The organism is Chryseobacterium limigenitum (genome assembly GCF_900114875.1).
Classification (GTDB): domain Bacteria; phylum Bacteroidota; class Bacteroidia; order Flavobacteriales; family Weeksellaceae; genus Chryseobacterium; species Chryseobacterium limigenitum.
Window position 1 is genome coordinate 98,747 of sequence record NZ_FPKW01000011.1, and the last position, 25,950, is coordinate 124,696.

The window sequence follows — 25,950 nt, forward strand, 5'->3', positions numbered from 1 at the left end:
GTGTAGCGACGAAGCAATCTTTTTTATTACTAAATTTTTCATGAGATAGTTTCACCTTCGGTTCATGACAAATGCTGAAAGAACGACAAATACCTTAGCCCCGATAGGAACGGCATCCTTTTTTGTTGCGGCCGGAGCGAAGCGGAGGCCGTAATAAAAAAGATATAGTGGATAGCGGGAAATTGCTCCTTAAAAACAATAAAACTACAATTCGATGGAGTCAAAAAGCTACAAAGATTAAATTTCAACATAAAAAAACAGGAAACCAAATTGATTTCCTGTTTTTCTGTTTATTGATAGATTACTACATCATCTTTTTTAATTTGATAACCAGTCTTTTTGTAAGGGACTAAAACGTAGCTATCTTTAATCTGTTTTCCGCTTTTCCAAAGTTTGCTTTTTCCCTGTCTGTCAAGAATTATGCTTTTTGCACTTCCATCCGGAATAAAAATTTCAGCTTTTTGCATGTTTTTACTAAAAATAACAGCCGTTCTTGTAGAATAACTTTTATCTGTGCTTACTTCGTTCAGTTTAATTTTCTGCTCGAAAACTCTTACACACTCATTCTTAATTTGCGAATACGTGTATCCCGCTGAGCCGATACATCCGTGAACATCCCTGTCTCCGCCAACTTTCTGTGCGAAAACTAATGAACCAAGGAACATCGCACCTAATAAAACTGTTTTTTTCATATTTTAATTTTAATTGTTTTCAATTTGGTAAAAAGTGTGCCAAAAATATGGTATTAGTTAATTTAATTCTAAGATACAAAAAAAGCCACTCATTTTGAGTGGCTTAGAAATATTATTTTGTCCAATTGATTTTTGAATGTTTTACATCCTCAGAATTGGTTCCGATCATAATGTCGAAATCTCCGGATTCCCAATCGAATTTTAAATCTCCGTTGTAGAATTTTAAGCTTTCAGGAGTGATATCGAAAGTGATTTTCTTAGATTCTCCTTTTTTCAGCATTACTTTTTGGAAACCTTTTAACTCTTTTACAGGTCTCGTGATGCTTCCCACCATATCTCTGATGTACAACTGAACAACCTCAGCTCCATCATAATTTCCAGAATTCGTAACCGTTACAGAAGCCTGAACCGTCTGATCTCCTTTTGGATTAGCATTAGAAACTGTTATGTCAGAATAATTGAATTTCGTATAACTCAACCCGTAACCAAACGGATACAACGGCGTATTACACTCATCCATATAGTTTGAACGGAATCTTTGGTATTCACATTTATCAACTAATTTTTGGTCTAACGGGCGACCTGTATTTTTAGCATTATAATAAATAGGAACCTGTCCTAAACTTCTTGGGAAAGTCATCGGAAGTTTTCCTGAAGGATTTACTTTTCCGAAAAGAACGTCAGAAATAGCATTTCCGGCTTCTGAACCCGCGAACCAAACATTAAGAATTGCATCAGGCGTATCTTTTACATTCGTCAAAGCTAACGGACGACCCGTGAAAAGTACCATTGCGATTGGTTTTCCAGTCTTTTTTAATTCGTTCAATAAATCTACCTGAGACTGAGGAATCGTAATTTCAGTTCTTGAAGAAGATTCTCCGCTCATTTCTGCAGATTCACCGATCGCTAGAACGATAACGTCTGCCTTGCTTGCAACGTCAACAGCTTCTTTTAATAAGACCTCTTTTGAACGATTGTCTCTGTCGGTTTTTTTTCCGTGAGCAGCGTAGATATCTTCTAGTTTTGCATCATAATCGATGTTGGCACCTTTTGCAGAAATGAATTTTACTTCTTTCCCGAAATTAGCCTGAAGACCCTGCATTAAATTAACCGCTTTGTCATGCTTTGCTGCAACACTCCAAGTTCCGGCCATGTTTAATGAGTTATTTACCAATGGTCCGATCACCGCAACAGTTCCTGATTTTTTCAAAGGAAGAACTTGGTTATCATTTTTCATTAAAACCATTGACTGAGCAGCAGCATTTCTCGCGATGTTACGGTTTTCTATGCTGTAAACCTCTTTCGCTGCTAATTTTGTATCTCCGTGTTTGTAAGGATTATCAAACAAACCTAGATCGTATTTTGATTCAAGAATTCTTTTTGTCGCCAAATCGATTTCAGCCTGAGTTACTTTTCCTTCTGCTAAAGATTTTTTAAGTGTTGTTAAAAATCCTTCGCCAACCATATCCATGTCAACTCCGGCTTTTAAAGCCAATGCAGAAACCTGCTGAAGATCTCCCATTCCGTGGTCAACCATTTCGTTGATTCCGGTGTAATCTGTTACTACAAAACCTTTAAAGTTCCATTTGTTTCTTAAAACCTCAGTTTGAAGCCATCTGTTTCCTGTTGCAGGAACTCCGTCAACTTCATTGAAAGAAGCCATCACAGAAGCTACTCCGGCATCAACAGCCGCTTTATAAGGCGGAAAATATTCGTTGAACATTCTCACGTGACTCATATCAACAGTGTTATAATCTCTACCAGCTTCACCAGCTCCGTACAGTGCAAAGTGCTTAACACAAGCTAAAATATTCGTTCCGTTTGCCAAATCTTTTCCTTGGTAACCGTACACCATATTTTTAGCGATTTCACTTCCTAAATACGGATCTTCACCGGAACCTTCGGAAACTCTACCCCATCTTGGTTCACGGGAAATGTCAACCATTGGAGAGAACGTCCAGTTGATTCCGTCTGAAGCTGCTTCTTTTGCAGCAACTCTTGCTGACTGCTGAACCAAATTCATATCCCAAGAAGCTGCTAAACCTAATGGAATAGGGAAAGTAGTTTCGTAACCGTGGATAACGTCCATTCCGAAAATCAAAGGAATTTTAAGACGGCTTTTTTCCACTGCTACTTTTTGAACTGCTTTGATTTTATCCGCTCCTTTTATGTTGAATAGTCCACCAACTAACCCCTGCTCCACTTTTTTTCCGATATCGGAACTTTGAGCCAGACCTGTAGTAAAGTCACCTGAACTTGGTAAATTCATCTGTCCGATCTTTTCATCTAAAGTCATTTTAGACAAAAGATTATCTATAAAAGCTTTCTTTTTAGCCTGATATTGAGCCGTCTGGTAAGACTGAACGGGCTTATTTACCATTTCCTGCGCCGAAAACACAGGTGCCAGTGCTAAAGTGGCGATTACAATTAACTTTTTACTCATTATATCTTCATTTTTTTATGGTATTCGTGAATCTTCGATTTCATAAATCTATCTTCGTTATAAATTATAGTTCTATTTTTTGTTTTAATTTTTGGTTGGTTAAACGCAAAGGTGCAAAGTTTTTTGATAAACTTTATGCTTTTAAGGCGCAAGGGCATTTAACTACGTCTAATTTTCAATTTCACTCAGCAAAGGTTTTAAACTTTACCTTCTAAATAATAATTATTTCTCTTTCTTCTTTGACAGCATCCATTCGTACAGTCCAGGATTTGAATAGGTCGAGTCCCATGAATTATGGTTGTCATTAGGGAAAATTGTTAATTCTGCGGTTGGATTTACAGGATGTAGTTTTTGGTAGAAATTTAATGCATTTTCGGGTAAAACTACGTCGTCCATTCCGCCATGAAAAATTTTCATGTTTAAATCTTTGTACTGATCGATATTCGCTTCCATTATTCTATCCGTCGGAGCGCAAACTGAAACTACGGCAGCAAACATCTCAGGATGCTCCATTGCCAGTTTCAATGTTCCCCAACCTCCCATTGAAAGTCCGGTAAGATAAATTCTGGAAGCATCAATCTTATATTTTGTCTGAATTTCTTTAATTAATTGATAAAGAGTTTCTGTATCCCACCAAGAATTTGCGGGACATTGAGGCGCCAAAATTGCTACAGGTTCCTTGATCAGGTTTTTATACGTGAACGGGCTGTGCGCTTTTACCATCTCCAGATTAGTTCCTCTTTCTCCAGAACCGTGAAGAAACACGATTAAAGGTACGTTTCCTTTTACCTTTTGTGGGTAATCAAGAATGTAGGATATTTTTTCCTGTCTCTTGATTTCTTTGTTTAGTTCTCCTTTGATTTCCTGAGCGTTTACACTTAGAGAAAATGGAAGAAGTAAAATTGGGAGGTGTTTTAGTTTTAATTTCATTTTAATATTAGGTTTTGGCTAAAGCCGTTTGATTTAATTTTTTTGTCAAACGGGTTAAAACCCGTTCCTATTGATGTAAAATGTTATTCTAAAAATTCAATTATTTCATTCACTAGCCCCGATTGAAGCATTTGTTTGAGCTCATTTTGTGGGTTTCGGCGGCGGCAAAGCCGCCGCCGAAACCCACAAAATAGCGAGTGCGGAAAGCGGGATTAAGCTCCTAAAAAGATACTATTTAATGTTATATTTTTCAGACTTGAAGCTCAATTTCTTCAATCCTTGCTGTATTTCAGGAGCGTTCATGAATAGTTTCCATAAAAATCCTGTTCTGTAGTTTTCAATCATCGGAGCAATTGTTCCCTGATCGATTGCTAAATATCTTGGAGTTGTCCAATTATCATAATTGATAGAGGTGGCATCATAAGGCCCTGCAGAACCTATAAATTCAGGTTTTTGAGTATAAATAAACCTTAAGAAATCCATTGATTCTTTTGGTGAATACGGAAAACTGCTCAAAGCCGCAGTCGGAGTGATTACTCCGTGATCATTTTGTGGAAAATGAGCATCGTAGCCAACGCTTCCGTCTTTGTTTCTTGAATAACCGGCTGTTAATCCCCAATAATCCGGCCCGTAGCCTTTCCATTGTTTTGGGTTTTCAACGCAGTACTTGTAGTCGATAAGGACTTGATTTTTATTTAAATCAAAATAATTTTTGATTAATTTATCGGATAAACCTGTCGGATCTAGACCGATGTATGAATAGTGAGCCCAAAATAATGGTCCGCCATATTCTTCGGCATAATTGTGCTTTACGTACATTGGAAGTCCGTATTTTTCTTTGTCTGAAAGGTAGGTTCCGTTTCTTGTCCACCCTTTGTAATAGGTTTCGGCATCGATTGAATAAGTAGGCGATGATGCCGCTAAAATATAAGTGATTAAGCATTCGTTATAGCCTTCAAGAGGAAAATTCATTTCCCATTGATATTCCGGTGACCAGTGCCAATAAAGGACTTTTTCGCCTCCTTTTGTGTACCAGTTCCATTGAATGCCTTTCCAAAGTTCGTCACATTTTTGGGCTAATGCTCTTTCTTCGGCATTTCCGTTTTTGAAGTATTCACGAACCATCAAAATTCCCGAAGTTAAAAACGCTGTTTCTACCAGATCTCCGCCATTATCTTTCTTTCCAAAAGGCACAGTTTTTCCTGTTTCGCCATTGATCCAGTGCGACCAGGCACCTTTATGGCGGTCTGCTTTTGCAAGGAAATCCATCATCGTTGTCAATCTTTTTACCGCTTCTTTTCTTGGAACAAAACCTCTTTCAACTCCTACCAAAATAGTTGCTAATCCAAATCCTGATCCTCCTGTAGTGACTACATGTTTATCATTATCCGGATAGATATTGTCTTCGTGATAGCGCTCTCTTCCCAACATAGAATTCGGCTCTGCATAATCCCAGAAATATTTTAAAGCATCCATCTGAACTTTGTCCATGAGTTGCTCATCTGTGATATTGCTTTTTACGACTGATTTTTGAATAGATTCTTGTTTTGCATTTTGGGAGTTCTTGCATGAAACTGCAAATAATGATGCTACAGCAATTGATAGTGTTATCCTTTTCATAATTCATTTATTTTTAAAATCATCCCTAAAAGAAGAGGAGAACTTTCATTCTCCTCTAAAGTTTATTATTTAATTTTAATAGCCGGGGTTTTGAGTAAAAAGCCCGTTACTTTGATTCATTGCATCCAAAGGAATTGGGAAAAGTTCATTTTTTCCAGTTACAAATCCTTTAGATCCTAAAAACGTAGCAGCTTGTCCTGTTCTTACTAGATCTGGAAATCTATCATTTTCCATCGCTAATTCTACTCTTCTTTCTTGCCAAATAGCAGCTCTAAGTGCAGTCTGAGTAGTAGCAGTAGTATTAGCAAGCTGAGCTCTAGTTCTTACTTTATTAATATTTAAAACAGCGGCAGCAGTATTTCCTAATTCATTGGCAGCTTCTGCATTTATTAGAAGAATATCAGCAAATCTTAATATTCTTATATTTTGAATAGAGCCATATCCACAAGCATTATTATTTAAAGATGATGGTACATAAACTTTTTGATTCCAAGAATTTCCTGCTTGAGGATCTCCTTTGTGAATCAAATCTCCTTCAAGAGTTGTTTCTCCCTCTCTCAGAATAGTTAATTCTTTTCTGATATCTCCCGGCTCAAATGCATTTTCTAAAGCTTGAGTAGGAGTAAAAAAACCCCATCCATATTGATTTCTCACCCCTTGAACTTCTGCATACTGACTTCCTCCGAATCCTGCAGCACAATCACAATTGACTTCAAAAACAGATTCTGTACCAAATTCTCCGGCTGGTCTGAATAAATGATTGAAATCCGGATCTAAACTATATCCCATTCCAATTACCTGTGTTGAAGTATCATATGCTTTTTGATAATCTTTCATATAAAGATATACCTTTGAAAGTAATCCCAAAGCCGCCCCTTTTGTTACTCTTCCACGATCTGCGGCAGAATATGTCTGAGGTAAAACCGCTGCCGCTGCAGTAAGATCAGAAACTATAAAATTATAAACTTCTGTTGTAGAGTTTCTCGCTTTCAAATAATTTCCATCTGCCGGTAATCCATCATATATAGGAACTCCACCATAAATTCTCACCAAATTGAAATAGAAATAAGCTCTTAACATTTTTGCTTCAGCTATCAATCTGTTTTTAAGCGTAGCATCCATGTCTATTTTTGGAACGTTTGTAATCACTTGGTTTGCTCTGTTAACAGCTTGCCATTGTCCAATCCAATATCCTCTTACTCCATCATCACTTAATGTAAATGTAAAGTTATCATAGGCATTGATAAATGAAGCATCTCCAGGATTAGATCCTTTTTCTACATCATCACCTGGTACCCCAAATACGTATTGCGCAGGGAAACCTGTATTTTCCCAACTTCTTAAAAAACTATAAATTGCAGTGGTTGCCTGCATAGCGTCATCCTGTGTCGTGAAGAAATTTGATACATCTTTTTCTCCCTCATCCTTAATATCTACAAAATCATCATTACAACTTACGATTAATGAAAATATAGAAAGTGTTAAAAATATTTTTTTCATGATGTTTTAATTAAAATGTTAAATTCATACCTACTGTATAAATTGCAGAGATTGGGTAAATATTATTATCAATTCCCATTTGTACTCTATCCGTATTGGTAATCTCCGGTGAGAAACCATGATATTTGAAACTTGTCCAAGGATTTTGTGTGCTCACATATAATCTTAATTTTGTGATAGAAAGAGCTTTGGCAAATTCTTTTGGCAAATTATACCCAACCTGAATATTTCTAATTCTGATATAACTTCCATCTTCAACGTAAAAGCTATTGGGTGCAATAACTAATTGATTTGATGTAATCATAGAATTGGTATTAGAAGTACCTGCTCCATGCCATCTGTTTTCATACATATCTAAGTCCCAAGTTTCGCTACCAAAACGTTGTTCACGATTATAATTGTATATTTTATTACCAAATACACCTTGGAAATCAACAGCGATATCAATTGCATAAATATTAAAATTAACTCCAAAACCATAAGTCCCTTTAGGAATCGGGTTTCCTAAGAATGTTTTATCTCTTGAGTCAATAATTCCATTGCCATCTTGATCTGCAAACTTAAACCATCCGGCCTTTGCACCTGCCTGTCCTGATGCTGCAGCTTCTGCATCTGTTTGGAATACACCAGCTACATCATAACCATAGTAAGAGCCTACTGCCTGACCCGTTTGTAGTCTTACGATAGAGTTTCCAAATAAACTAGCACCTGTTTCTAAATATGAACCACCATAAACTGATGTAATTTCATTTTTAAGAGAGGCAAAATTACCATAGATTCCAAAGCTAACATTTTCGCTAAATTTGGTGTTATAATTAACAGACACTTCAAAACCTCTGTTATTAAAAGAATAGGCATTGGTTTTAAATGCATTCCAGTTACTTGCACCTGATACCGTTCCTTGGAAAACATTATAAACTATATTTTTGGAGTCTTTATCATAATAAGCTGCATCAATTTTAAGCTTATTATTAAATAACGCCATTTCTAAACCAACATCTTTTCCTGTAGTAGTTTCCCATCCAATATTTGTATCTACAAATTGGTCAATAGTTGCAGCAGGATAACCCGCATTTCCAAAATATGCACCACCACCAATAATCGATATATTCTGGTTGAATCCTCTACCTACATTAGGATTACCCAACTCACCATAACTAGCTCTAAGTTTTAATAAATTGAAAACTTTCTGCTCGCTCATAAAATCTTCTTTAGATATTACCCAACCAGCACTAATTGCAGGAAAAGTTCTAGATCTATCAACATTGATCTGCGAACTTGCATCTCTACGAATAGATGCATTTAATAAATACTTTCCTTTGTAATCATAATTCAATCTTCCAAAGAAAGATTGAATTCTTTGCTGATCTTGATCAACACCAGCAACAACATTATCATCTCTGTCTACACCAGTTACATATATAATATTTGTACCATTTGCAATGTCTAAAGAACCATTTGTTCCATCATACTGAACATTTCTGGCCGAACTATAATCTTGAGATAAAGTAGTTCTTGTTCTTGAAAAACCTGCAAGCACGTCTAAATTATGATTTCCTAAGCTTTTTTTCCAATTGATGGTATTATCCCAAACATAGTTTCTATTTCTGAAATTTCTTGTAACCAATGTAGATGCTACTTGACTAGAAGCAGGAACGTAAGCAAGTGTTGGTGTATATTCATATTGGCTAGGGCTGTAACTATCACTTGAATAACTAGTTCTGAATGTGAAATTTTTCAAAAACTTCAATTCTCCCCATACATTATTAAGCAATCTTTCCTGTCTTACCTGAGAACGATATAAGTCTAACTTTGCTCTAGGATTAGGTATATTATATCCGTTAAAAAACTGATAATCACCTGTGCTAGGATTCATTACAGAAAATATAGGAGGAGCCGAATACGCATCTAACAATGGATTCTGTGCTACATCAGTACGCATTTTAGAAAAACTGAAATTATCTCCAATCGTGATATTATCAGTTATTTTATAGCTAAGGTTGAATTTACTGCTAAATCTATTAAAACCACTTCCTGAATTAATTCCTTGACCTGCAGCAAGATTACCTTCATCCTGAAGATATCCTACACTACCATAATAATTAAGTTTTCCCAGACTTCCCATTGCAGAAAAATCATTGGAATTTATTATGCTTGTACGGAAAATCTCATCAAACCATTTTGTATCTCCGGAAAAATTTCCTCTTGAAATAAAATCTGAAGGTAGTGGATTAGGAACATCATTATTTATCTTTTCATTATATAGTTCCACATACTGATCGGAATTAACCATTTTAGGTACGTTGGTTACCTTTTTAAATCCTAAATAAGAATTAAAATTATAAACAGGCTTTCCTTTTCCTGTTTTGGTTTTAATAATAATAGCACCATTAGCTGCCTGAGCTCCAAAAATAGCCAAACTCGATGGATCTTTTAAAACACTCATTGATTCTATATCCTGAGAACCAAGATAAGAGATATCAGTCGTAATCATACCATCTACAATAAAAACGGTATTTCCTGTAAGAGAACCAACCCCTCTAATGTCTACTCTTGGAGAACCTCCTGGAGTACCAGAATTCGTAATGTTTACCCCCGCAAGTTTCCCCTGAATAGAACTAATAGGATTGGCATTGGGTTTATCCGCAAGATCTTTTGCAGAAACAACGCCAATACTTCCGGTAACATTTTCTTTTTTCTGAGATCCATATCCAATCATCACTACCTCCTCGATCTTCTGCTCTTTCAGACTATCTTTTTTGGGAGTAGTCTGCGCATTGACATTCATACCAAAGTATAGAACAGCAATGAGACAAGAATACTTTAAATCACTTTGTTTCATATAGTTTCAATTTATTTGTACAATCAATTATTTATAAAAAGATTTAGTGTCTTTTTATCATCTTTATTCGAGTCGTTTCGTATTTCTCAAAAAAAGACATTAGCCAAAATTATAAAAATATATGTTACATAGTTAATATTTCTTAAAAATTCTGAAAATTAATAACAAATCAATATTAAGAATAAGTAATATTAAAATTCAATACCATTTCATTAAATAAAATTACATATTAAGAGAAAAAATGCAATCGATTCACCAATAGCTTATCATAAAAAACGTCCCAATTTAAGGAGTTAAATTTAAAATTTTGTTAAACAGAGAATACTCGTTAAATTTGGCTCACAATTTGAGAATGTTAAAGATTAATAAAAAATAAATGAAAAAATATATCATAGCTGCTGCTTTAATCATTGGTACCGGTACAATTATCAATACAACCATGCAGTCTTGCACTACTTTAGCGACTACCGATTTAGGGCTTTCTGTTATTAAAAAGCTTTTATTAAACGGTATCAATAAAGGAATGGGAATTTATGGTAACAAAGACGCCTTTCTGCAAAACAATTTGGTTGACAAAGCTTTACCAAAAGAGTTGAGAGATATTAATTCTACATTAGAAAAAATTGCTCCGTCATTGGTTGCCAAAGAAAAAGATTACATCGCTCAGGCGGCTTCCTATACGGTGAATGTTTCAAGACCTATTTTGGAAGGAGCTGTGAACAGCCTGAATGCTCAGGATGTTACGAGAATTATTCAGGGAACTACAGCGACTCAAATACTGAAAGAAAAAACTCAGCAACAATTGGTGGCAGCTATTATGCCTAAAGTTGATGAACAATTGAATCAATACGGTATCGTTAAAACCATCAATACCGCTTTATCCGGAAGCAATTTATTAGGAAGTCTGCTTGGGGGAAATAAAAATACGGTAAGCTCGGGAGGTTTAAGTCAGTTGGCTTCCGAACAAATGGTCAATGGCTTATTCAATATCATTGAAGATTACGAACACCAGAACTCCAAGGCTCTTTTAGGACCTCTTGGAAAATAAAAAAAATTTCGCTATATTTATATATAAAATTAAAATTTGCAGATGGATATATTACAAGGAAATCAACACGCAAACCCTGAGGAATTCTATAATTCTTTGAGGGAAAAGCTGGAAGATCATCATGATTTTCCGGAAGATTATTTATTTAAATTCATAATCCCAACCGATCAGTCTAAACTTACTGAAATTTACAGAGTTTTTGACGGAATCAAATTTACCCTGGGAAACCGCGAAAGTAAAAATGGAAAATATACAGCCTGCAATATCAATGCATTTGTTTTAGATGCTCATCAGGTAGTTAAAATTTATAAAGAAGTCGCAAAAATAGAAGGAGTAATTCTTCTTTAAAAAGAAAAAAGTCAGCGTTATGCTGACTTTTTGTTTATATTTTTAATGTTAATGTTAAAATTACTTTTCTATAAAGAACTTTACGTTATCAATTGGTCTTCCCAGCATGGCAACGGAACCTTTTATTAAAATTGGCCTTTGTATCAGAGACGGATTTTCAGATAAAATCTTAATCCACTCTTCTTCAGAATAATTCTTATTGGCAAAATTATCCATGTATAATTTTTCAGTCTTACGGATGATATGAAAAACACTTTGGTTAAGCTTTTTCAAGACCGTTTTAATTTCCAAAATGCTTAGTGGATCTTCAGTCATATTGATGATCTCAAACGGCACTCCATTCTCATCCAAATATTCCAAAACGGCATTTGATTTTGAACAATTTCCATTATGTAAAACCTTAACTAACATTTTATTTGTATTTAAAAAATTAAACTTGAGTCTATCAAATGTAGTAACAAATCAAGTCATAAGACTCTTAATTAATGATAAATAAATGTTAAAACAACCCGTTCAGTTCTGCTTCTATCTTTTCAAGGATAAATCCGAAATCTTCTGGTTTTTCAACAAAATCAAGATCATCAACTTCGATAATTAAAAGCTTACCTTCCGTATAACTCGAGATCCATTTTTCGTATTTCTGATTCAGTTTTGAAAGATATTCAATACTGATTGATGCTTCATATTCTCTTCCCCTTTTGTATATTTTTTTCACCAAATTCGGAACATCAGATTTCAAATAAATTAATAAATCCGGCGCAGAAACAAAGTTTTTCATCAAATCGAAAACAGAAATATAATTATTAAAATCTCTGGTCGAAAGAAGATTCATATCATTTAAGTTTTCTGCAAAAATGTGAGCGTCTTCGTATATCGTACGATCCTGGATAATGTTTTTTCCACTCTCTCTGATTTCCTTTACCTGACGAAATCTACTTCCCAAAAAATAGATCTGAAGTGCAAAACTCCATTTGCTCATATCCGCGTAAAAATCCTCCAGATAAGGATTATGGTCTACATCTTCAAATTGCGCATCCCATCCGTAATGCTTTGAAAGCAAGGTCGTTAATGTAGTTTTTCCTGCTCCAATATTCCCTGTAACTGCAATATGCATAATTTCCCTTAATGTTTTACTGTTTAATTGCTTATATAACTAAATACCAAACTTCTGAACTTCGGAAATCTCATTGATCAGTTTCTCCAAATTCTCTCCTGCAGGTTGTTCCGAAGATCCGTTTTTAGATTTTTCTTCACTTTTTCCTATAGGCTGATCCGTTGACTTATTCTCTGGTTCAGGCTCTGTTTGCCACTTGGTTTCTTTACTTTTTTCGAGGTTGTAAAGATAAAGGTTGTTGGCTTTGATTTCAAAATAAGAAAGGGTATTTTTATCCACAATTTGCGCATCGGGATCTTCAAAAATTTTCACCATTTCTTTTTCAGGAATGTATTTTAAAATCGAATTATTGGTAATTACTAAAATAAATTCATTTTCTCTCCTGAAACGCTTCCCATTTTCAATGGGAGCTTCAAAGAGCTTTTCAAATTTAAAATTATAAATCTTAATGTGCTTTTTGGTTAAAATATAGATCTTATTTTCAAAAACCATCAAATCCATCAAGTCGTCAAAACTTGCATCAAAAGGATAAGAATTGATCATTGTTTCGTTTCTGAAATTATATTGAATTAATCGCTTCATGCTGTCATCCAACAACCATAACTGCTGCAGATCTTCTGCGTAAGCCATTCTTATAAATCCGAATTTTTGTTTAAAATCTACTTTCTGAATTTCATTAAGATTTTGATCTACAAACTTCATTTCCTGAGCATTTTCAGAAAAGAAAGCAATACTCAACGGATTCTGAACATTCTGAACTTTAAAAGGAACTGTAAACATCAGTTTACCAAGCTGTTTCCCTAAAGAATCATACTTTGTAAAACTGAAATCCTTGTTTTTATAGATGTACAGATTTCCATAATCATCAGCAAGCATATCTTTTGCCTCCTTTAACATTAACGTATCAAAAGGAATTGACTTCTGTGCAGACAATGAACAGAATAGAATGATCAATAATAAGTTTAATAATTTCAAAAGTTCTTTTTTCTAAGATAAAATTTTGTGGACACTACCAATTTACATACTTTATTGTATTCAAATTGAAATTGTTGCTTATTTAATGGCAACTTCATAAATTTTAGACCATTTTTTACCTGTAATCAGCATATTATCACCTTTAAAAGCGATACCATTTAAAACGCGTTCGCTGTCATTCTGTGCATTTTCTTCGGTGATTTTCGTAAAATCAAATTTGCCGACCGTTTCTCCGGTTGCAGGATTTATTTTTAAAATAATCGGTTTATGCCAAACATTTGCATAGATAAATCCATTATGATATTCCAGTTCATTGATCTGGTTATAAATATCTTTATATCCACCAACAGGAACGGTTTTCACCACTTTTGAAGGATCATTAACATCCAAAAAATACAGATTGTTTGAACCGTCATCTGCAATCAGGTTTTCCCCGTCATAAGTGAGCCCCCAACCTTCTCCAAACTCATTAGGTAAAGGAAATTCCGATATTTTCTTTAAAGTATTTTTATCGTATACAAAACCTTTTTTATTCTGATATGTTAACTGATAAATTTTATCACCAGCGATTGCACAACCTTCTGAAAAGATGTCAGCAGGCTGTTTCTCCGTAATAATCGGAGTGGTAGTTCCCAACGTATATTTTATCAATTGAGAAGCATTGGCCAACCCGTCACTTTCATAAATGGTATTGCCTTCGATAAGAAATCCTTCAACAAAATTATTGGGATCGTGAGGATATTCTTTTACAATTTCGTAGGAAATATTTTGCTCTGGAGTTTTTGTAAATACATTAATTGTTGCATCCTGATTTAATGTCTCGCCACCTTTTGTTTTAATGTTAAAAGTGACTTCATTATCCCCAAATGTGAAAAATTTGGGATCGATCGTTAAATCAGATGTTTCTTTTTCTCCGAAGCTGATGCTAATACTTTCGGCGTTTTCTGTAACATCTTTCGGAAGCTCAAGTTTATCACCAAAATGATATCCTTTAGTTTCCATTGAGTTGTTATAATCACTTAAACTTCCCAATATTTCCTTGTCTTTATTACAGGAAATTAATGACAAAACCGCTGCAAAACCAATTATTATATTTCTTTTCATTGATGATCTAAATATGTTTCAAAAATAGGGAATTTATTGCTTAAATTAGGTTTTGGCTAAAGCCGATTTGACCGATGTTATATAAAAAAACGGGCTAAAGCCCGTTCCTATTGATGTGTTATTATCAAATTTTATTTTCTAAAAGTTACTTTACAGCAACTTCATAAATTTTAGACCAGTTTTTCCCTGTTACCAACATATTTTTACCTTTGAAAGCAATTCCGTTCAATACATCATCGCTTCCTTTCGTGTTTTGTTTTGCAATATCAGTAAAATCAAATGTTCCGACTACTTCCCCATTTTCAGGATTAATTTTTAGAATAATTGGTTTCTGCCAAACGTTTGCATAAATAAATCCGTTGTGGAATTCAAGCTCGTTCAATTGATCGTAAGCCTGAGAGCTTCCTGCAACAGCAATGTATTTTACCAATTTTGTAGGATTATTCGGGTCAAGGAAATACAATAATTTGCTTCCGTCTGATGCGATAAGATTTTTACCGTCATACGTTAATCCCCAACCTTCTCCCAGCACATTCGGATACGCAAAGCTTGACAATAATTTTAATGAATTTTTATCATAAATATAACCTTTTTTGCTCTGCCATGTTAATTGATAAACTTTATCCCCAACAATTGTACTTCCTTCAGAAAAATCTTCCTGAGCCTGTTTTGTAGAAGCGAGAGGCGTTGTAGTTCCCAACGTATATTTTAAAATCTGAGAAGAACCGTTTTGTCCGTCACTTTCATAGATCGTATTGCCTTCCACCTGAAAACCCTGTACGAAATTTTTAGGATCATGAGGATATTCTGCAATGATTTGATATGAGATTTTTTTCTCAGGATTCTTTGCGAATACATTGATGGTTGCATCCTGATTGAGGGTTTCACCGCCTTTTGTTTTGATATTAAAAGTTACTGCATTATCTCCTAAAGTAAAGAATTTAGGATCAATCGTAAGGTTTGAAGTTTCTTTGTCTCCGAAACTGATCGTAACATTTTCTGCATTTTCTGCAACATCTTTTGGAAGCTCCAGTTTATCACCAAAATGATAACCTTTAGTTTCCATAGAGGTATTATAATCGTTTAAGCTGTTCAGAATTTTTTCATCTTTGTTACAAGATGTCAAGAACAAAATTGCTGCAAAACCTGCAATTATATTTTTTTTCATTGAATTTCAAAATATTTCCCCAAAAATAGCAAATTTTATTCCGCTTTGCTAATAGGCTGGCCAAATTGTAATATCCCTGAAATCTATTTCTCCAAATATTGTCTTAAACTTTGTCCGATAATTCCGTTCCATCCTTCTGAGAAACTTTCTCTTGAAAAATTTTCACCTAAATCGTTAAATGCTTCAATATTTTCATGAATTAATGTAACGATTGTTTCCTTGTCATCAGGCTGAATTTCCCAAGTCACAACACTTTTCCCATTTGAAAATTCAGGGTAAGTCCAGGAATGTTTCATTTTCTGATGTGAAATAATTTCTAAAATATCTCCCTGATGATGATATTTTTTCTCGTCTCCAGGTTCGTAGAAATTAAACTGTTTTCCGACTTCCAATTCAAAATCCGGAATATCAAAGTACCAGTTTTTCATTTCGTTTTTATCGGTTAATGCCTTCCAGACTTTTTCAACCGGGGCATTTATTTTAAACTGAACGGTGATTGGTGTATTCATATTATTTTAAATTTTCGTTAATGGGCAAATCCGGTGATCTTCGCTTCATCAAAATCCAGTTGCATTTCGATGGTTCTCATCACATGATCATCAAATATTTTTTCGCGTTTCATACGGTGAAGTTCATTTCTCTGCGCCTGAATAATTTGTCTTAAAACATCTTTATTTTCATTCATCGCAGTAACGTAATCTCCGGTGGAAGCCATGCAGTTGGCTTTATCGGTCATCATCATCATTTCATTTTCAAGTCTGTGTTTTTGATGACGTACCAAACTGTTTGTTTCTGCCAGTCCTGAAAAATCATTATCTAATTTATGTAAAGCCGTTTCCTTTAATTTTTTCATTAAAATAACTTCCTGTTTTTCTTCTGGAAGCTCACTTCCGGCATCACTTACTTTTAATAATTTTAAAATTGGCGACAATAACAACCCTTGCCCGACCAACGTAATTAATATTATAACGAAAGTTACGAACAAAATGATATTCCGATGCGGAAAAGCTTCTCCATTTGGTAAAAATGCTGGGATTGAAAGTGCTGCTGCCAAGGAAACTACGCCACGCATTGCTGCGAAACTGATGATAAAAGGTTCTTTCCAATCGGGTTTGGGAACTTTTAACCTTAATTCTTTGGAACAAAGCCTTGGGAAATACATTAAGGCATAACTGTAAATCACTCTTGTTAAAACAATCGCTCCACCAATCACTACACTGTAGAAAATACCTTCTGAAATGGTGTAATCTTTCATCGCCGCCACAACAATTGGTAATTCAAGGCCGATAAGAATAAAAATGATCGTATTCATTAAGAAAATAAGGACACTCCAGACGTTTCCGGATTGGATTCTCGAAGTATGGCTCAAATAACAATGTGAATTATAAGACATTAATAAACCTCCGGCAACCACCGCCAACACTCCTGAAAAATGGAAATGTTCCGCTCCAACATACATGATATAAGGAACGATTAATGTTATAACCGTATCAATATTAGAATTTGACGGAATAAGTCTTAAAAATGCTCCAAATAAAAATCCGGCAGCCACCCCTATAGCGATTCCTCCGACTGCCATTGTGAAGAAATCCTGAACAGCCTCTCTAAATACAAACTGCCCTGAAATCACAGCAGCTAAGGCAAATTTAAATACAATTAAACTCGATGCATCGTTGATCAAACTTTCTCCTTCCAAGATACTCGTGATCTTTTTAGGGATTTTCACATGTTTTAAAACAGAAGTTGCCGCTACAGCATCTGGCGGGGAATTTACTCCTCCCAACAAAAACCCCATTGCAACCGTAAGCCCCGGAATTATTGATGAAGAAAGGTAAGCTACAACAATTGAGGTAAGAAAAACCAATCCAAAAGCCATTGAAAAAATCTGCTTTCTCCATTTATGAAAATCCTGCCATGATGTAAACCATGCAGCTTCAAATAAAATCGGAGGTAAAAAGATCAGGAAAACCAAATCGGGTTCTATTTCAATATGTGGCATTCCGGGAATCAGGCTTATCAATAAACCTGCAATCACTAAAAAGATGGGATAAGCTACTCTTAGTTTTTGGCCGATCATTACCAATATCATCACAGATAATAAGACTGCAATTGATATGATGACGTAAGTATGAATCATTTATTTTTGTTTTTAGTGTTAGGTTTTAGCTAATTGTAAACCAGTAAACTATTTTCAATTTATTCAGTATCTGTTAATTACTTTATGATTAAATTCTTAGTTTTTAAAGTACAATATTGTTCTTTGGAGTGATTGCCGGCGGAAGATCAGATTCATCCAGCATATCTCTCATATCAATCTCAATGGTACGGCTGATTTGTGTAATCGGGACATCGTTCGGACTTCCTTCAAAAGGGTTGACAGAAGCCTCTCCTACACTATCCAAGGTATGAAAACACCAGGTTACCAATAGCGAAAACGGAATATTAAACCATACCGTAAAGCCTTCAACAACAGTTCCGTCGCCCAGTTTATCAAACTCTTTTAATAATCCAAAAGGCACAAAAACGATGAATAATAGTAACAAATAAGTCGTAATCGAAGAAAAATTCCTTGGATAAGGAAAGTTTTTAATTCTCTCCGCTTTTCCCTGATTATCTGTAAATTTTACTAATTGCTGATTGATCTGCGTCCATTGAAAATCATTAATTTCTCCTTTTGAATAAACTTCAGACAATTCTTTACTCTGACTCGCCATCAACTGGGTAGCTCTATTTTTTTTGCTTAAAATATATTGAAGTTCTGATTCTGAAAGATACTTTTTCAACTCATCATCCAATTGAGAAAGCCTTTCCGGAATGTCGTATTTTTTTGAATATTCGTCAAATTGCGCAGTATTCATATTTTCCCAAGCTCTCGATTCACGAAGCTGAAAACGAAGCGCAGTAAGCCATGCATAATGACGGAGAAACATTTCTTTTACCTTCTTCGGATCTTTTCCCGAAAGAGAATCTCTCAGAATATATCCAAAACTTCGGCTGTCATTGATGATCGCTCCATAAATCTGTCTTGCTTCCCAAAGTCGGCTGTAACTTGCATTATTTTTAAAACCTACAATAAAAGCAACGGCCGTTCCCATGATCGCGATCGGCTGCCACGGAACATAAAGAAATTTCCATCCGAAGAAATATAATACTGTCGGTATTGCTGCTAAAATGGCTAAACCATAAATACTTCTTCTTGTCCAGATTATAAATTCAATTGCTCCAAATTTTTTCCCTGAGTGCATATGTGTTATGTGTTTTTTGGTTATTAATTTTTATTAAACGGAATATTGTTATAAAAACCAATTTGAATTTGTCCGCGATTCTTGTTTTCCTGAATCTGATTCATATATCCTGCCTCAATTCTCAGATTTTTACTGATAACATATCCCAACGCTCCATAGACTCTATTTCTGTCGAAAGTTGGGCTGTTTAAATGTAAGAAAATCTCGTTATATGCAGATGCGTAAAAAGTTTTAGGAAGCATTTCTTTGTTATTGATCGGGATATTTAATCCTAACATATAACGGAATCTCATTCTAAAATCGTCCTGCAAAAAGCGTTCTTCCAAACGGTAACGGTGCTGAAGGTAGAATCTCCCGAATTTCTGTTTTGTGATATATTGCTGGAAAATTCGATGTTCAATATTTTCCTTTTTTTCACCGTTTACATAAGGTTGACTTAAAATAAAACCATATCCTAACAAGACATTGTTATTATTTTCGGTTAAATCATAGCCAATTCCGGTTCGAATTAAAAGCTGTTCCAAATCTCCGATCCCATCAAAATTACGATACTGGATCTCGTTATGAAAGTTTAATTTTTTACTGATCTTATTGTTCCCAAAATACATATACCAAGCTCCAAGATCACTTTTCTGAGCAAAGGATTTTGTTGCTCCCAAAGTGAAAATAATCAAAGCCAGTGACTTTAAAATCTTCATAATTTATTCTTTTACATTTTATTTTTAGAAAAAAAGCTTATTATTAAAATCTATCACAATTTAAAAAGTGATTTCGATTATCAATAATAAGCAAAAAAAATATTTTATGAAAATTTATATTTTTAGTTTAAGTTTTTAAATAAAAAGCCTTTTTAAACTAGTTAAGAGTCTTAACCAAAAAAGATACAAAAGCCATGAATGATTTAAGATTTAGCTGTTTTGAAAACATGAAGCTCTCAAAAGAATAAAATCAAAGATTTTTAAAGTTAATGTAGTCTTATTTTGCGGTCTATTGGTTAACTTAAAATACTAATATTTAATCTTTTGTTACTTTTGTGGTTTAAATAAGCTCAAAATTATACTGATGGAATTTGTTCAACTAGGATATTATTTTCAGCTTTGTCAAAATAAGTGCAAGTCATTGTATTGAGATCCATTTTCCAGCCTTCAACTCCGTTTTCTGCACAGTCTTTACAGAACGTTAAATAATCTGTTCCTCCCTGTTGATGAAGCTTTAATCTTGATTTAAAATTTTCAAGATTTACATTTTCAGAAATGGTTAAAACATCATATTTGCTTCCGGTCGAATCTGATCGATTTTCTTGGTCAAAATATTCTGTATTTCCATCCGAAACATAAACGGTATAATGAGAAACGCCTCTGTTTTTAATAGCCTGAATGTATTTTGGAAAATCCGCACCACTTTTTACTTTTTGGTGTTCGGCTTTGATTTCTTCGATTGTAAATTTCATCTTTTTTATTTGTTTTTTAATTGTTTTTTTATTTTAACGCAAATAGCGCATTCTTTTTATTAATATTGAGAATATTTTAAGTTTGCAAAGGCATTTCACTTAGCAAAGATTTGAAGCATTAAACAACTTTAATACTAAAAACCTAAATCCTAATTCCTGCAACCTAATCCCTAAATCCAAATTTAGAATTTTTTGGAATGCAAATGTATCATAAATTAAAACCGACAGAACAATCTGCCGGTTATTTTTACCTATGCTTCATATACAAAATATGAATATTATGGGTGTTGTTGCATTTTAGCAGGATCGTCATAATTTACCATCCAGTTGATCCCGAATTTATCGGTAAACATTCCGAAATAAGCTCCCCAGAAAGTATCCGCCATCGCCATTGTTACCAATCCACCTGCAGAAAGTCCTGAGAATAATTTATCTGCTTCCTCTTTTGAATCTGCATTAATAGAAATAGAAAAATTGTTTCCCTCTTTAAATTTAGAAACCCAATCGCAACCCGCATCGCTTCCCATCAAAGTTGTTTCCTTGGAAATTGGAAGAGAAACGTGCATGATTTTGTCTTTATCTTCTTCCTTCGCTTCCTGCCCTTCCATTGGAGGCATTTCTCCGAAAGTCCCGATATAAGGATATTCTCCTCCGAAAACAGATTTGTAAAAATCAAATGCTTCTTTACAATTTCCGTTGAATGTTAAATAAACGTTTACTGATGCCATAATGTGTTCTTTTTTTTAAATTATAGTTTAGTTTTAAATTGAAATATTTTATTTTGATTTAAGAATATTTTTTAACGCAAAGTTTGCATTGCATATAGCTTACCGCCTTTTGCTTTCAGCTAAAATCTATGGTTTCTCAGACATTTCTTTTAATCTCGAAAGCCCCTTCTGATAATCTTTTCCTATTGCATCTTCCATATTCATAAACATTTTCATTACTGTAAAAGGGTACGGAATTTTTGAAGTAAATCCCCAGGTTGCCTTGCTTCCGTTTCCTTCCGGAACTACGGTTACATACGCATGAGCTTCACTTTCGTAAGGAGTTAAGAATTTAATATCTGTATCAATTCGTTTTTTGGCAGCATCTACTTTTTTAACTTCCTGACATCCTTTTCCGGCTTCATCTTTTTTGCTGTCCCAACACACTTTTTCACCTGGTTGTCCGGTTGTTCCTGTCCAGTCTTTTTTCATATTCGGGTCAAGATCATTCCATGGACTCCATTGATCCATTGCTTTTAAAGTATTCGTATTCTGCCATACTTTTTCAACGGGAGCATTGATGGAAACTGACTTTTCATACTTACAGTCGCCCGAAATAAAAGCCGCCAAAACAAGCCAAAAAATCAGGATTGAAGCTAAAACTATTGCAATTCCTTTTAAAATTTTCATATCATTTGTTTTTAAAGTTTATCTGTGTTGATCGATCAAAATCATATTTCCGTCGGGATCTTTCAGGAAAATATGTTCAGGGCCGGAGGTTGTTTCATCCGCTTCTTTATCAAGCTGAATCTCATTTTCCTTTAAATGTTTCTGAATTTCACGAACATCATTAAAGGCTTCCAGATTCTGAGCATTCTGATCCCAACCCGGATTGAAAGTAAGCATATTTCCATCAAACATCGCCTGAAAAAGGCCAATCAGATGTTGCTCATTTTTCATAATGAGATAATTTTGCTCCATACTTCCTGCCATAATATTGAAGCCTAATTTTTCATAAAAATCTTTAGACTTTTGAAGATCTTTTACACTTAAACTTATCGAAAATGCTCCTAATTTCATATTATATTTTTTTATTTAAAGCCAATTTACATCCTATTAAAACCAGTCCCCAAACTGCAATACCAAGAACCCAAAACCAAATTGGAGTAGGAAGAATATACATCATGTAAATACTTTGAAGTAAGAAAATAACTCCGCAAATAACAGCATATGTTTTTTTGCCATCTCCGGCAATTTTTGTAGCGGAAAAACCTGCAATCAATGCTCCCAAAGCATAGCCCAGAATGACAAAAAGCAATGCCACCAATGGTGCCGTTTCTACATAATGTTTTAGGGCTTCCATGTCATTGTCGTTCATTCCCGCAGGTCTTGGAAATAGATAATGACCCAGTTTTTCAACAATAGTAATGGTTATAACACCAAAGAAAAGCCCTCCAAGAACGGCTAAAATTCTTCTGAACATGATTATTTATTGATTTTTTAAGCGTGTTTTAAAATCTAATGTCCCGTCATAGCTCTTCCAATCACCGATGAAATCGATGTATTGAGCTTCGATCTTTTCAGTAGTTTTATTCCAATTGAAAGTATAAATGAACTTACCTTTGAAAACTCCGGAATGTTTCCCTTTCTTTTCTTCAACAAGTTCATATTCACCATAGATCGTGCTTTTTTTCTTGCCGTCTTTATATTTGGTGATTGTTAAATTACCTTCAAACTTCGTATAGTTTTTATCAACAAGAGAATACCCTGAAACAAGATATTGCTGGTCATTTTTCTTGTTCTGTTCAGAAGTATTGATTTTCAGTTTAATTTCCTGCTTATCGCTTCCAATGGTACCTGTGTAAGGCTTGCTGTCGTTTAACCAAACATTGGAAATATTCGGCATCTGGGATAAAGCGAAGTTGGAAACGAGAATGAGGAGTAATAAAAGTTTTTTCATGTGTGTGTATTTGTAATGTGTGTTAAACTCCGAATTGCGACAAATGGTGATTCAAATGCTTTGCAAACATATTATTCCATTCGTCAGAATTTAATTTCCCGAAAGAAAAAGATTCTTTACCATCAAAAGCAGAAGCTCCCAATTGCTGTGTTTTTTGGATATACCCGATCAATCTTTTCTTTTCTTCACCAAAATTCTTTCTTCCTGTAATCAAAAACTGTGGAGAGGTCGGAGAATCTCTTGGATATGCTTTTTCGCCCACTACTTTAGGCTTTACAAATCTTTTTAAAATAAATTTTGCAATTGATCCCGGTTTTTTGTGTTTTTCAGGTTCGTATACCATTTCGTAGGTTATACAACAGTGAGCCAACATCTGATCAACCGTCATTTTCCCCCACAAACCGTGAGTATCTTCAATCAATTTATTTATTCTATCAATGTAATTCTGAGCGTCTTTTGCGTCAAATACGTTTTCCATCTTTTTCTAATTGTTAAAAAACAAATATATCAGTTTTTTTTCATCAATTTATGACTAATAAAAAAAAGGATGTAAACAACTATGAAATAAGAAGTTATAAGTTTAGAATTATCAGTTATAAATTACTGATTATGAATGGGAAAACAAGTAAATTATTCATCAATATTTTCAAACGAATCCTCCTTATTTTCTGCTTCCGGTTTTACATATCTGAACGTTAGCCAAAGCTTGATTTTAAGAGCGATCCAGCCTAAAACTGCATAGATAATTAAAAGAATCACCAAATGTTTTAAATAAGGGAAAGTAAGTTCTACAGAACCTTTTTGAATTAATAAAATTTTAAAAGCCTGCAAAAACGGAGTCAGCGGAATGATATTCGCGATAAACTGAACAAAAGCAGGCATCGCGCTCAACGGCCATGTAAATCCACTGATGATAAACGCTGGAGAAGCAATAACCATCAGGATTTGAGTGGCTTTCAAGGCATCAGGAATTAAAATGCTGATTAATACTCCTAAAAATGAAGCTGAACTTACGAAAACAGCGGTCAAAATGATAAAATTAAATATCCCTTCTGGCATAGGAACCTTGAAAATCATGTGCATAAAATAGTAAATTCCTACAATCAGAATTGAAAATACCCAGATCGGAATTACTTTAATCAACATTGTCGGAAACGCCCATTTTCTCATTCGGTAATATTCTTTTACAAAAGATCCACCCTGAAATTCTGCTGCGAAACTCACCGCCATTGCCAATAAAATAACCTGCTGTAAAACCACCGCCAACATTGCCGGCCACATGAAAATTAAATAATTGCTCGTCGTATTAAAAAGCGTGATATAATTCGTTTTAAAAGGCTCATATTGAGTCGCAGCTTTTGAGGCGGGCATTCCCGCTTTTTGCAACGCTTTCATGGAAGCTCCGGCAGAGAATGTCCCAATCGTAAGCTGAAGTCCTTTTGTGGCGAAATTGGCCGTTAAAACGTTTCCTGTATTGATGTAAACATTCACTTCAGGATATTTCTTCTGCAACATATCACCTTCAAATTTTGAAGGGATAATGACAACTGCGGCTGCTTCATATTTGATGACCTCATCTTTAATACTCAACGGCTCCTGCAAATATCGGATGACTTTAATGCTTTTATTGTCTTCCAACATTTCTGTTAATTGGTTTGATAACGGTGTGTTATCTCTGTCAATCACCAACACAGGTGTATTTTCAACTTTTCCGCTTTTGTAGACGAAGCCCAACAATGTGGCATAGAAAACCGGCGCCAGAAAAAATACGGTTCTCAATGTCGAATTGCCGATAAACAGCTTGAATTCTCGTTTTAAAAGTCGGAAAAACTCTTTCATATTATTTCAGGATAACATTAGCATTTACCAGAATATTTTTTGCCTTATTCCTATCCTTTGGCTTCACTTTTATTTCATAAATCGCGTCCTGTAGCTGATAATCGGGATAAGCGGTGGTAATATCTGCATATCTCGTCAATTGTTTGATGTACAAAATAGTACCTTCTAGATTTTCTTTATTATAAACCACCTGCAAATTAACAGCCTGTCCCTTTTTATATTTTGAAATCTCACTTTCCGGAACGGTAAATCTGAAATAAGTACTTTCCGGAATATAACCGTTGAACAATGCAAAACCAGCCGTTGCCAATTCGCCTGCATTCAAACTGATGGTTTCAATTTCCATGTCGTTGGTGGCGATGATGTATCTTTCTGAATAGGCAACATTTGCTTCCTGCAAAGCACCTTTTGCCTGTGAAGCCTGTCCGGCTGCCATTTCTACCTTTTCGAAGCGGGTTCCTCTTTTTACATCATCCAATTCGGCAACTACCGCATCGTATTGGGCTTTTGCGCCCTGCATTTTAGCGTAAACCTCATCGTAGGCTTGCGGAGACATCAAACTGTCGCGGTACATATTAGAAGCTCTTCTGAATGATTTTTGGGCAAAATCGTATTGTTCTTTCAACCCTTTATGTTTCGCCTGCAATTGTCTCATCTGATCGGCAGTGGCTCCGTTTTTTGCCATTTGTTCCTGAGCCGTGGCAGCACTTACGGCGCCTTGAGCCTGAGCAATTTTAGCAGAAACTTCGGGAATATCCAATAAAGCCAGTGTATCGCCTTTTTTGACGGTTTGCCCTTCTGTAACGTATATTTTCACAATTCTTCCGGTCACTTTCGGGACAAAAGAGATAACGTCTTTTTTTGTTTTGCCTTCGGAATCATTGAGGTTTTCTTTCTTTTTATCACAGCTTCCCAATAAAAACAAGATTACAAATAAGAGAGATATGTTTTTTTGCATCATTTTT

General features: G+C 34.8%; 26 protein-coding genes. 2 read left to right on the forward strand and 24 right to left on the reverse strand.

What is annotated here, in order from left to right:
- Nucleotides 1–290: 290 nt before the first annotated feature.
- The 6 genes from BT156_RS14020 to BT156_RS14045 form a co-directional block, all read right to left on the reverse strand.
- Nucleotides 291–692, reverse strand: coding sequence for a hypothetical protein (locus tag BT156_RS14020; RefSeq protein ID WP_072410928.1), 402 nt, complete (start codon nucleotides 690–692; stop codon nucleotides 291–293).
- A 112-nt stretch (nucleotides 693–804) separates the two neighbouring features.
- Nucleotides 805–3,135, reverse strand: a complete 2,331-nt coding sequence (gene bglX, locus BT156_RS14025) for a beta-glucosidase BglX (protein ID WP_072410930.1) — start codon at nucleotides 3,133–3,135, stop codon at nucleotides 805–807.
- A gap of 222 nt (nucleotides 3,136–3,357) precedes the next feature.
- A complete protein-coding gene (locus BT156_RS14030; RefSeq protein WP_072410932.1) occupies nucleotides 3,358–4,065 on the reverse strand; it encodes a carboxylesterase family protein in 708 nt (235 codons plus the stop codon).
- Between the two features lie 231 nt (nucleotides 4,066–4,296).
- Nucleotides 4,297–5,685, reverse strand: a complete 1,389-nt coding sequence (locus tag BT156_RS14035) for a glucoamylase family protein (RefSeq protein WP_072410934.1) — start codon at nucleotides 5,683–5,685, stop codon at nucleotides 4,297–4,299.
- 75 nt (nucleotides 5,686–5,760) lie between these two features.
- Nucleotides 5,761–7,185, reverse strand: a complete 1,425-nt coding sequence (locus BT156_RS14040; RefSeq protein WP_072410936.1) for a RagB/SusD family nutrient uptake outer membrane protein — start codon at nucleotides 7,183–7,185, stop codon at nucleotides 5,761–5,763.
- A gap of 10 nt (nucleotides 7,186–7,195) precedes the next feature.
- A complete protein-coding gene (locus BT156_RS14045; protein WP_083582353.1) occupies nucleotides 7,196–10,027 on the reverse strand; it encodes a SusC/RagA family TonB-linked outer membrane protein in 2,832 nt (943 codons plus the stop codon).
- A 376-nt stretch (nucleotides 10,028–10,403) separates the two neighbouring features.
- Here BT156_RS14045 and BT156_RS14050 point away from each other — a divergent pair, with 376 nt between their 5' ends.
- A complete protein-coding gene (locus tag BT156_RS14050) occupies nucleotides 10,404–11,075 on the forward strand; it encodes a DUF4197 family protein (protein ID WP_072410940.1) in 672 nt (223 codons plus the stop codon).
- Between the two features lie 42 nt (nucleotides 11,076–11,117).
- Complete coding sequence (locus BT156_RS14055; protein WP_072410942.1) at nucleotides 11,118–11,423, forward strand: DUF493 family protein; 306 nt, start codon at nucleotides 11,118–11,120, stop codon at nucleotides 11,421–11,423.
- A gap of 60 nt (nucleotides 11,424–11,483) precedes the next feature.
- Here the strand turns inward: BT156_RS14055 and BT156_RS14060 are convergent, their stop codons facing one another.
- The 18 genes from BT156_RS14060 to BT156_RS14145 all read right to left on the reverse strand — a co-directional run bounded on the left by BT156_RS14060 (nucleotide 11,484) and on the right by BT156_RS14145 (nucleotide 25,943).
- Nucleotides 11,484–11,834 (reverse strand): ArsC/Spx/MgsR family protein, encoded by a 351-nt coding sequence (locus BT156_RS14060; protein WP_072410944.1) that lies wholly within the window; start codon nucleotides 11,832–11,834, stop codon nucleotides 11,484–11,486.
- Between the two features lie 88 nt (nucleotides 11,835–11,922).
- Nucleotides 11,923–12,537: a deoxynucleoside kinase gene (locus BT156_RS14065; protein WP_072410946.1), complete on the reverse strand. Its 615-nt coding sequence runs from the start codon at nucleotides 12,535–12,537 to the stop codon at nucleotides 11,923–11,925.
- 39 nt (nucleotides 12,538–12,576) lie between these two features.
- Nucleotides 12,577–13,512, reverse strand: a complete 936-nt coding sequence (locus BT156_RS14070; RefSeq protein ID WP_083582354.1) for a hypothetical protein — start codon at nucleotides 13,510–13,512, stop codon at nucleotides 12,577–12,579.
- A 78-nt stretch (nucleotides 13,513–13,590) separates the two neighbouring features.
- Nucleotides 13,591–14,616, reverse strand: coding sequence for a glutaminyl-peptide cyclotransferase (locus BT156_RS14075; RefSeq protein ID WP_072410950.1), 1,026 nt, complete (start codon nucleotides 14,614–14,616; stop codon nucleotides 13,591–13,593).
- Nucleotides 14,617–14,761: 145 nt separating this feature from the next.
- The gene (locus BT156_RS14080; protein ID WP_072410952.1) at nucleotides 14,762–15,784 is read right to left on the reverse strand and encodes a glutaminyl-peptide cyclotransferase; all 1,023 of its coding nucleotides are present in this window, start codon (nucleotides 15,782–15,784) and stop codon (nucleotides 14,762–14,764) included.
- A gap of 83 nt (nucleotides 15,785–15,867) precedes the next feature.
- A complete protein-coding gene (locus tag BT156_RS14085; protein WP_072410954.1) occupies nucleotides 15,868–16,293 on the reverse strand; it encodes an SRPBCC family protein in 426 nt (141 codons plus the stop codon).
- 17 nt (nucleotides 16,294–16,310) lie between these two features.
- Nucleotides 16,311–17,921: a Na+/H+ antiporter gene (locus tag BT156_RS14090; protein ID WP_072410956.1), complete on the reverse strand. Its 1,611-nt coding sequence runs from the start codon at nucleotides 17,919–17,921 to the stop codon at nucleotides 16,311–16,313.
- A 103-nt stretch (nucleotides 17,922–18,024) separates the two neighbouring features.
- Nucleotides 18,025–19,029 (reverse strand): bestrophin family protein, encoded by a 1,005-nt coding sequence (locus BT156_RS14095; RefSeq protein ID WP_072410958.1) that lies wholly within the window; start codon nucleotides 19,027–19,029, stop codon nucleotides 18,025–18,027.
- A gap of 23 nt (nucleotides 19,030–19,052) precedes the next feature.
- On the reverse strand, nucleotides 19,053–19,727 hold the full coding sequence (locus BT156_RS14100) for a DUF2490 domain-containing protein (RefSeq protein WP_072410960.1): 675 nt from the start codon (nucleotides 19,725–19,727) through the stop codon (nucleotides 19,053–19,055).
- 356 nt (nucleotides 19,728–20,083) lie between these two features.
- Entirely contained in the window at nucleotides 20,084–20,479 is a 396-nt protein-coding gene (locus BT156_RS14105; protein ID WP_072410962.1) for a DUF1398 domain-containing protein, read from the reverse strand.
- A 278-nt stretch (nucleotides 20,480–20,757) separates the two neighbouring features.
- Nucleotides 20,758–21,207 carry a VOC family protein gene (locus tag BT156_RS14110; RefSeq protein ID WP_072410964.1) on the reverse strand — a complete coding sequence of 150 codons (450 nt, stop codon included), beginning with the start codon at nucleotides 21,205–21,207 and terminating at the stop codon, nucleotides 20,758–20,760.
- Nucleotides 21,208–21,333: 126 nt separating this feature from the next.
- A complete protein-coding gene (locus tag BT156_RS14115; protein WP_072410966.1) occupies nucleotides 21,334–21,876 on the reverse strand; it encodes an SRPBCC family protein in 543 nt (180 codons plus the stop codon).
- 18 nt (nucleotides 21,877–21,894) lie between these two features.
- Complete coding sequence (locus BT156_RS14120; protein WP_072410968.1) at nucleotides 21,895–22,266, reverse strand: VOC family protein; 372 nt, start codon at nucleotides 22,264–22,266, stop codon at nucleotides 21,895–21,897.
- A gap of 1 nt (nucleotide 22,267) precedes the next feature.
- Entirely contained in the window at nucleotides 22,268–22,669 is a 402-nt protein-coding gene (locus BT156_RS14125) for a hypothetical protein (RefSeq protein ID WP_072410970.1), read from the reverse strand.
- 6 nt (nucleotides 22,670–22,675) lie between these two features.
- On the reverse strand, nucleotides 22,676–23,146 hold the full coding sequence (locus BT156_RS14130) for a hypothetical protein (protein WP_072410972.1): 471 nt from the start codon (nucleotides 23,144–23,146) through the stop codon (nucleotides 22,676–22,678).
- Between the two features lie 22 nt (nucleotides 23,147–23,168).
- Nucleotides 23,169–23,624 carry a DUF1569 domain-containing protein gene (locus BT156_RS14135; protein WP_072410973.1) on the reverse strand — a complete coding sequence of 152 codons (456 nt, stop codon included), beginning with the start codon at nucleotides 23,622–23,624 and terminating at the stop codon, nucleotides 23,169–23,171.
- A 152-nt stretch (nucleotides 23,625–23,776) separates the two neighbouring features.
- Nucleotides 23,777–24,985 (reverse strand): ABC transporter permease, encoded by a 1,209-nt coding sequence (locus tag BT156_RS14140; RefSeq protein WP_072410974.1) that lies wholly within the window; start codon nucleotides 24,983–24,985, stop codon nucleotides 23,777–23,779.
- Nucleotide 24,986: 1 nt separating this feature from the next.
- Nucleotides 24,987–25,943, reverse strand: coding sequence for an HlyD family secretion protein (locus BT156_RS14145; RefSeq protein ID WP_072410994.1), 957 nt, complete (start codon nucleotides 25,941–25,943; stop codon nucleotides 24,987–24,989).
- Nucleotides 25,944–25,950: the final 7 nt, after the last annotated feature.